This is a genomic window from Enterobacter sp. 940_PEND (genome assembly GCF_001059415.1).
In the GTDB taxonomy this organism is placed as follows: Bacteria; Pseudomonadota; Gammaproteobacteria; order Enterobacterales; family Enterobacteriaceae; genus Enterobacter; species Enterobacter cloacae_M.
In genome coordinates this window covers 26,080-34,520 of the sequence record NZ_JUMS01000124.1, presented here as the reverse complement: position 1 = coordinate 34,520, position 8,441 = coordinate 26,080, and the positions used below count along the sequence as shown (strand labels likewise).

Below are 8,441 nucleotides of genomic sequence, written 5' to 3'. Positions count from 1 at the left end.
GTGATCTGATCCTTCAACTCAGCAAAAGTTCGATTTATTCAACAAAGCCCTTAGTTGTGTTACTGCTGCGGTTAGTGTTGCTTTGAATACACGTTTACCATCAGACATATCAAGTTCTAAAGTATCTTCTACGTTATTTATTGTTAGAAGGTCTTGAGTGATAGTTACTTTGGTATCAATGTTCGCTTGTAGTGCGGCATCTTTAGCATCAATTTGTGCTTTTGAATACGTTCCCACATCGTTATAGTTCAAGGTTACGTTACTGTTAAGAGCATAACCGTTAATTGTAGTGATACGTAACGCAAACAATCCGTTACTTTCAGTACGGGAATATACATCACTAATATCTGCTGCTACCAATTGAATGTTAGTACCAGATAATGGCTTGTTATTGATTAAGAACGTCTTAGGCACATAAGTACTATTACTAAATGCCAATGATGCCATATCAGTAAGTTGTGTTGCCGTTAATGTAATATTAGAACTTAATGATAATCCATTAACAGTAACCGTTTTAGCAACAAAGGCATTATTAACCTGAGTCTGTGAATACACATCAAGAATATCTGCGGCTACTAAGTTCAACGCCGTTCCTGATAATGCGTGTCCGTTTAACTGGAATACTTTCGGAACTATGTTTGAATCAATGTAGGTCTTAGAGTAAACATCACTAATATCTGCTGCCACTAAAGTAATGTTGGCTGTAAGTGCTTTACCATTGACAGTACGTGTGATTGGTACGTAGTTACTGAGATCTGTAGCGGCTGCCGCACCAAGTTCTGTTAACGTTGGTTTATCGGCACTGGTGTAGACCTTGTACCATGCCCCGTTACTTGCTGTTGAGAAGTTACGAATGTTCAGTACTGGCGTACCGGTTTTGTTCATTACTAATTGGGTACCGTTAGAACCATCAAGGTTAGTGATACCCAACATATCAACACCTGTTGGTGCGTAGGCTGCTGCGATCTTAACGAATGAGTTACCATCACGGCCTTGATAGCTTGGGAACTCGTTACCGTTCGAACCAACGCCCCAATCACCACGATAAAGTTCAACTACAGATTCATCAAGAATACCTGCTGATACCTGGTTTTCTGGTGTGAATACGTATGAGCGGGTAACAACCTGATCCATATCTGACGTATCTGATACGCTGGATAAGTACCCGTTATAAAGCACATAGTTTACGGTTGTATCGTTTGAACCTTCATCAAGCATTTCTACTTTGACTTGTACTAACTGCTGAGAATCAACAGCAGAATCAAGTACGGCGTTTTCACCTGGAACGTAGTTAACTTGAATAGTCATATCACCATATGAACTATCACCCGCTACTTTAGAGGTGTAAGTACTATCATATGTTTCTACAGTTGAAACAGAAGTTGATTCACTAAAACTTGGAAACGCTGAAAGGTTTTCAACTTGAACAAAAGTACGGGCATTTGGATCAACGTTGGTTGTATCGGTATTAATCCATACTGTAGTTAGATTCCCTAAAAATGTTTGAGCCATAATTATTCCCCATAGCTAAAAGATAGTGTTTGCGTGTGAACATATGCGGTTTCCGTGGCTTCGGCTTGGGAAGTCATTAGACTATCTTCAATTCGGATATTGAATAATGGCATTGGAAGTTGCTGGTTTAGTTCATCAAAGAAACCAGATGTATAAAGTTCTTCAAGAATCTTTTCTATTTCATCCGAAGCACCTTTATATGATTGTCCAACAGCTACAAACTCAACTCGAAATTCACATAAATTTCTAATAGTTGATGGTACGATTTGATTGTTTACAATTTGATTTGCTTTGGCTATCTGTGTACGTTGTACTGAAGAATCACCAATATAAACCTTTGTAGTATCATCTACTGTTGCTTTTGATGGATATTGTAGATTAACAATTACTGCTAATTTATTAATCAAATACTTTCTTATTGTATAGTCTGCCGTGAACATATTATACTTCCTCTTCTAAATCGATCTTGCGAATATAGTGATAGTTAGAGATACCGCTTGTATCATCATCTATTCTATTTACTAGGTATTCGGTGTTATCAATTGTGAAGGTACTATTTAGTTTAATTCCTGACTTGGCACTAAAATATGTTACGGTAGTTTGACTATCATCGAAAAAAAACTCGTCTTGTTCAAAAATTGCGGTAATCGTTATTGATACACCATCTTGAACAATGACGAGCTTTTCACCAAAAGCATTTAATAGATACTCTATTTGCGAGTTACTAAGAAATGCTCTCATTTGTCATACCTGTATTAAGCTAGGTTTAGTACTAGGAATGCTTCATCGTGTGCTAGAGCATGAGATTGGAAGCTGAAAGTACGTAGAACAATACCCATAGAGTTACGTTGAGTTGTATCATCGCGATCCATAGTTACTGAACCCCATTGAGCCATGATGATATTTGACCAATCGCCAAACACAATAGCACCAGCGGCAACTTGAGTAGATTCAATAATACGTACTGAATCAGCTAGAATACCGTCACCCATATAGCCTTGTAGCAAGTACTTAGCAGCGGTGTTAGAACCATCTAGAGTAGTACGCAATACAGCAGCGGTAGTAGGATGTACAATAGCAACTACATTCTCAACACGGACATTAGCAGCAGCTAGAGTAGCTAGAGCACTAATAACATCGGTTTTGGTTAGAGCAGCAGTTAGGGTTACTTCTGGAGCCTTAGCAACAACATCAGCAAGAATTAGACGTTCTAGTTTTAGAGCAGCACCCTTAACCATCGCATCTTGAATATACTGTTCAGCAGTACTAGCAGATTTGATTAGAGTACGAGTTAGTTCAACAGAACCGGTAAAGATTTCTGGCTTTAGAGTGACCTTCTCAAAAGCGGCGTTATAAGATGGTGATGGAGCACCTTCAGTAACATAACCGAAGTTATCAGTGAAATCAGCAGATAGTTTAGGTAGAACTAGATTACCTTCACCTTCGAGATTTGCGAATACTTGTACAGGTAGAGTAGCAAATACTGACTGAGCACGTAGCACATCAATATAAGAATCTGCGTATACTTCTTTAACTAGAGCAGCACCGCCAACAGTAGTAGAAGTACGGACGAAATCACCCGCAGGGATTTCAGTTTTACCAGCAAAATTACCTTCACTTAGTGAACGAATTAGGCCATTTAATACGGATTTTTCCATTTTGATTTCCTTATCATGATTTGGATTTGTTTTTGTATTTAGTGTGCGTTTGAAGTCCTCAACTGAAATTCCATTTTCAATTGCTTCAGACACATCAATATTTAGAACTACGCCGATTGATTCCAATTCACGTTTACGTTCCACTTCTTCTGTAGAATCTTCTACTTCAGAATCATCAGTACTTTCTTGTACATCTTCGCGTTGTTCTTCAACGTCGGTTTTATTTATCATTTGTTCAAGCAAGTCTGGACGATTAGCCATTAGTGCTAATAGTTCTTCATCGCTCATACGTACTTCTTCAGATTCTTCTACTTCTTCTTGTTCAGTAATTTCTTCTTCAGATTCAACTTCAGTACTAACTACTTCTGATTCATCTTTGATTTCAGGTTCAGTACTTCCGATTTCGTTTTTATCTTCCATGATCATATCCTTCTGGTTGTCATCATTGTTATTTATCAATGAGCGACCAACTCCGGCGGATACATCGGCTGGCACTGTTACTAGTGATATTTCATATGGGGTAAAATGAGTTACATAGATAATGTTTCCTTCAATACGGTAATCATTAACTGTGTAACCAAAACTAATATGTGTTAATACACCTTCATTGATTTGTTCCCATTCTTTTTCCGAAGCATTGGAAATCTGTAATACAGCACGGCCTACCTTGTCTGAATCAATACGTGCCGCTAGTACTTTGCCAATCAAATGATCTCGGTCATGATTAAAAAGTACTGCCCCTGAATTGTTCAAACGCGATAGGTCTACATTTTCTGGATTACATAGAAGTACTTCGTTATATAACTTCCCTTCTATTTCACGTGCTACAGGAGTTTCAGAACAAAAAGCAACTTCAACGGTACGATTATCAGAATTAATCGCCGTTGGTAGGGTTAATTCCCTCGTCTGTTTTTTGATTTTCATCTAGAACTTCCTTGTTCATATTTTTCTCATTCTCTATTTCTTGAAGTACAACACGTGGATCACCACCCATTTCACTAATTACCTGTGTACGGGATTTCAAACCAGCATCAATAGCAGCTACTTCACATTGAATATCCTTCAATGGATCAAGTGAAATAGGTTTAGTAGGGATATAACGAGCACATACAAGATCATCGAAATCAGAAAAACTTAATTTCAACTTACTATTATTTAGCATTTCATTCTTTAACCAAGCTGTATAAATTGGCTTGAGTACTTTATTTATGAGTACATTAGTTCGAGTACTGAAAGTTGTAGCTTGTAGGCGTTCGGCAAGTTTCGCAGCACTAAATGACGCATCAGCAGTACTTCCCATTAGGGATTGCTTAGTGACATTTAAGCCCATTGAAATATTATCAAATAGTACATCTGTGAATTCTGCTATACCGTCAACACCATTACGGGGCTCAACCGATTTAACATCTTGATTAGCATTTAATTCAAAGATAGCACCAGGTTCTAAGTACTCGTTATAAATCGCTGTATCTTGTTCACCTTCATCTAGTGCTAATTCATTGTTACCGCCATTATTAGTAATGAATGTGGTTACACTGGCTGAGATTCGTTTAGCAAGTAATGCCGCTTCCTGGAAGTTCTTTAAGTCTGCTAAAACTTTAGTACTGGCAATTAGATCCGGTATACCGCGTTCCTGTGTGGCATCATCCATAACAAAGTAATGTAGGATTTCATTTGCTGGTACAACTTCATAACTAGTAGCATCATATGTATATGTTACTGGATTATATTTAGCGAAATAGTAGTTTACAGGTTGACGGTACTTGTTATATTCAATCCCATTACTGATATATCCATCTGCCAGTACTGCGTTATTCAACTGAGTCAAACGGGCAGAATCAATAATTTCAATCTTGATAGAACGGTTGAAATTATGAATACGTACAAACGCTTCACCATCGCGGCAGCGGTGTTTCTCTAGTACTTGTGCGAATAGATCAAAAGTCATTGAGCCATCAATAGAGAATTTACTAGCATCGTAAGCCCAACGATCAAATAGTTTTTCTAGTTGTTGGTTAATGGTATGTTTTGTTTCTTCATCAACATCAATATCTACTGATGGTTTTACATAGATACCATTACTGCCTACTACACCATCTACAGAAAGCATCATGTACTTACGTGCGATTGGGTTTACTAGTGTTGCGTCACGTGATTGATTACGCCATTCTGATAGATGCCATTTAATGATGTTATTAATACTTACTGAGTTAGTACCGACACCAAAGCCGAAAGCATTCACACCATTACTAGTTGTACGAATCTGGTTTAAATCACGTTGTAATGTTTTACCAACATGTTCACGGACTTCATTAGTTTTCTGTACTGGTTTTGGTTGTTCTGGTTGTTTTTTCTTAAACCACATTAGCGAGTACCCCAACGATCTGGATAGTTAGGATCTCGGAATACAGTCATACTCTTAAATGGTCTACTAGAACCAGATGTAGGTTGACCATTCATTTTAACCCATAGAGAATTAGCACGTTCAATATAACGAGCACGGATTGTTTCTAAGTTTGCTAATGACTCACTAACTAGAGTTTTATTATTAATTGTAATGCTGTAGTTAGCACCACCTTGTATTTTTGCTTCAATTACCGCTTCGATCTCTTCAATCATCTTACGAATACGTGCGTATTCTTCAGTATGTTTTGTTGGATCGATTACTTCACATTGGGAAGTACTGGCAATACCATTAGTAATAGTTGTACAGAATAGCTTTTCTGAAGCAACGTTAGTTTCAAAGGTAATAGTAAATGGTTGTTCACTATCACTATTACTGTTATCTAATGTAATTGAATTACCAGTACTGACATATGAAATAACGAAAAGTGTTTTAGCAGGAATTGTTACAAGATAATCATATGGGTTTGAAACCATATAAATCTTTTCTGGTAAAATTGCCATTGGATATCCTTATCATTTTACGTTTTTCCAAACCAGTTTGAACCCACACCAGTACGCCTAGAACGTCTGGTACTTTGGGTAGGTTGTGATTCTTCTGGTTTATTTATCTTTTGTGGTAATGATTTGGCTTTATGTTCGCGTAGTTTTCTAAACGGTTGCGTACCTAATTGTGATTGGGAATATACGATTGCGATCATTCCATAGACCAGACAATCTAGAGCCTCGTTTCTCTTCTGCCCTTTCTTTAGTCGCCATACTAATTTACCACCAGCAGGTTTTAACTCTTCGGCTGATAGTTGTTCAAAGTAATCTGATGGTAGAGTACTGGAAAAGCGTAATTGAATTGGTGCGTTCTCTGCTTCAGTACTGAGCATCAAGTTTAAAAGTTTACGAATAGTATTCTTTTGTTCATGAACATTTAGGATCTGTAGTTTATATCCGGCTTGTGTACTCTGTTTGAATAGGTCACTTGTAGTACTGCTAGAACCCTTAATAGGATGATACTTAGCCCAACGTGCGGTAAACTTCTTAACTGTATCTGTAGCGTTACCGTTCGAACTATCCACGAATACAGCAAGTGTAGGTACTATGCGACCGTCAACACTTCGGAAATCTTGACGGCAAAACTGATCTAAATCCTTCCATGCCTGTGATTCGATTTTAGTACAATCATGGCCATAGAAAAATTCATGACCAAGTACATAAATGTTCTTTTCATCAAATCCTAAAATACTGGCCTCGCACCTATCTAATTGTTGATCGACGCTTATACAAATTCCGAGTGTTGATTCTGGTATTCTATGTATATTAAATTCATCTTCACGTAATGATTCCAATCGAAGTATATCTAGTTCTTTTGCGTATTCATCTTCATAGGGTAATCCCAATTCATTATTATAAAATGTTTGAAGATTGAAATTATAAAGAGCATCGGCAAACTTACTAACCATTTCTGAAATAGTATTCAATGGGGAATACATACGCGAAATCTGATAGCCAACTACACCCGGATCACCATCAGTACTAGTAGCTATCCATCGCCCGTTATCGATCATTTGGTGGCGTGTATGCTCGTCTATCTCTTCCTGACAATGAGGACAAATTAAACGGGTAGTTGTACTGTCTGGTATTGCTCTACCATTCTCAAGTTGTTTGAATTCAAATGCTACTTGCTCCCATTCAAAAGTATATTCATGACCGCAAGTGTGAGTAACAAACCAACGGCGTTTATCAGAGAGGTTATATTCACTGTTAATTAGATCATCTTTATATAATGGTGTACTTGAAATAACAACCAGAGCATCATCACCGAAAGTACTAGTACGTGCTTCTGCTAGTTTTATTGGTGAACCTTCTTCTGTAATAGAAACATTACTCACCTCATCCAATAGAACTACACGACATGTAATACCGCGTAGGTTTCCTGGTGTATTGAGGTTTAGCCAGTACACAAAAGTACCGTTTATCATTTGTGTTTGCTTCGCGTTGTTCGCGGCGTTCTTATCATTCTTGTCTGTTACTAATGGGCTTAGTACTTCACTAGTTTCAATAGCTGGTAGAAATTTACCATCCTTGAATTTCTTCACTTCAGATTCAGAAGAACTACCAAAAGCAAAATTACATGGATCATTTGCCATTAGGTTAAATGCTATGGATTGTAAAACAGTGGTTTTTAAAAGCTGACTACATGACTGTAGAATGATCTTTTTAGTACTTCTATGTTGTGCTATATCCATTGGTTCACGTTGAAAGGAAAACGGAACCCAATCAAGCCCCATATTCGGCCCGTCAACAAACTTAACTACACCATTACTGATCCATTGGCTCGTTTTCTGTATCTTCGGTGGCTGTATCGTCGGCAGTACTTTCATCAGTACTTGCGTTAATTTCTTCTTGTTCGTTTCCATCTTCTAATATTTCTTCATCCGTGGGTAACTCAAATTCCATACTTCCTAGCTGGAATAAAGTACTATCAATATGTTGTTTTAATATATCTCGTAAATCTTTCGCGTCTGTCTGTGCGAATAACTCTAGGTATGTTTTACTAGGGATAGCTCTCATTGCTGTTTTAACTTGAAATAGGTATTCAGTTAGTACTTGTTCAAGATATTCAGTGCTAACTACCGTTCCATGTTTCACCTGTAATTCAAGTTCAGATAATGCCGCTTCTGCTTTTAGTTTACGTAGGCGTTCTTGATCTATTTGTTCGCGTGTATCGGTATTACGTAATGGTAGAATTACATTCTGTACTATCCATGCTCGTGTATCAGCTTCTTCAGTACCTTGACCAATTGGCATACCCTGTGCTTTCCATTCTCGTACTGTTGATTCGTTGTACCCGTACTGCTTCGCAAGCTGATTCAT

The 8,441-nt window shown here is 37.7% G+C and carries 8 protein-coding genes; all 8 read right to left on the bottom strand.

Features of this window, described 5'->3' with window-relative positions:
- Positions 1 to 18: 18 nt before the first annotated feature.
- From ADJ24_RS18450 to ADJ24_RS18425, 8 genes are read right to left on the bottom strand one after another with little or no spacing between them, the layout of a single operon-like run.
- Positions 19 to 1,512, bottom strand: a complete 1,494-nt coding sequence (locus tag ADJ24_RS18450; RefSeq protein ID WP_152681775.1) for a hypothetical protein — start codon at positions 1,510 to 1,512, stop codon at positions 19 to 21.
- Between the two features lie 2 nt (positions 1,513 to 1,514).
- Positions 1,515 to 1,952 carry a hypothetical protein gene (locus ADJ24_RS18445; RefSeq protein ID WP_032668109.1) on the bottom strand — a complete coding sequence of 146 codons (438 nt, stop codon included), beginning with the start codon at positions 1,950 to 1,952 and terminating at the stop codon, positions 1,515 to 1,517.
- Position 1,953: 1 nt separating this feature from the next.
- Positions 1,954 to 2,253, bottom strand: coding sequence for a hypothetical protein (locus ADJ24_RS18440; RefSeq protein WP_023310825.1), 300 nt, complete (start codon positions 2,251 to 2,253; stop codon positions 1,954 to 1,956).
- A gap of 14 nt (positions 2,254 to 2,267) precedes the next feature.
- Positions 2,268 to 4,094, bottom strand: coding sequence for a phage major capsid protein (locus tag ADJ24_RS18435; RefSeq protein WP_049224549.1), 1,827 nt, complete (start codon positions 4,092 to 4,094; stop codon positions 2,268 to 2,270).
- Complete coding sequence (locus ADJ24_RS18430) at positions 4,045 to 5,535, bottom strand: phage portal protein (RefSeq protein ID WP_023310823.1); 1,491 nt, start codon at positions 5,533 to 5,535, stop codon at positions 4,045 to 4,047. The genes ADJ24_RS18435 and ADJ24_RS18430 overlap by 50 nt, the downstream gene beginning before the upstream one ends.
- Positions 5,535 to 6,077 carry a hypothetical protein gene (locus tag ADJ24_RS25160; protein WP_023310822.1) on the bottom strand — a complete coding sequence of 181 codons (543 nt, stop codon included), beginning with the start codon at positions 6,075 to 6,077 and terminating at the stop codon, positions 5,535 to 5,537. The genes ADJ24_RS18430 and ADJ24_RS25160 overlap by 1 nt, the downstream gene beginning before the upstream one ends.
- Positions 6,078 to 6,094: 17 nt before the next feature.
- Positions 6,095 to 7,948, bottom strand: a complete 1,854-nt coding sequence (locus ADJ24_RS24535) for a terminase gpA endonuclease subunit (RefSeq protein ID WP_023310821.1) — start codon at positions 7,946 to 7,948, stop codon at positions 6,095 to 6,097.
- Positions 7,887 to 8,441 carry a terminase small subunit gene (locus tag ADJ24_RS18425; protein WP_233422270.1) on the bottom strand — a complete coding sequence of 185 codons (555 nt, stop codon included), beginning with the start codon at positions 8,439 to 8,441 and terminating at the stop codon, positions 7,887 to 7,889. The genes ADJ24_RS24535 and ADJ24_RS18425 overlap by 62 nt, the downstream gene beginning before the upstream one ends.

Coding starts and splice junctions, on each gene's coding strand:
- ADJ24_RS18450 (WP_152681775.1), bottom strand. CDS start 1,512: ATGGCTCAAACATTTTTAGGGAATCTAACTACAGTATGGATTAATACC.
- ADJ24_RS18445 (WP_032668109.1), bottom strand. CDS start 1,952: ATGTTCACGGCAGACTATACAATAAGAAAGTATTTGATTAATAAATTA.
- ADJ24_RS18440 (WP_023310825.1), bottom strand. CDS start 2,253: ATGAGAGCATTTCTTAGTAACTCGCAAATAGAGTATCTATTAAATGCT.
- ADJ24_RS18435 (WP_049224549.1), bottom strand. CDS start 4,094: ATGAAAATCAAAAAACAGACGAGGGAATTAACCCTACCAACGGCGATT.
- ADJ24_RS18430 (WP_023310823.1), bottom strand. CDS start 5,535: ATGTGGTTTAAGAAAAAACAACCAGAACAACCAAAACCAGTACAGAAA.
- ADJ24_RS25160 (WP_023310822.1), bottom strand. CDS start 6,077: ATGGCAATTTTACCAGAAAAGATTTATATGGTTTCAAACCCATATGAT.
- ADJ24_RS24535 (WP_023310821.1), bottom strand. CDS start 7,948: ATGAAAGTACTGCCGACGATACAGCCACCGAAGATACAGAAAACGAGC.
- ADJ24_RS18425 (WP_233422270.1), bottom strand. CDS start 8,441: ATGAATCAGCTTGCGAAGCAGTACGGGTACAACGAATCAACAGTACGA.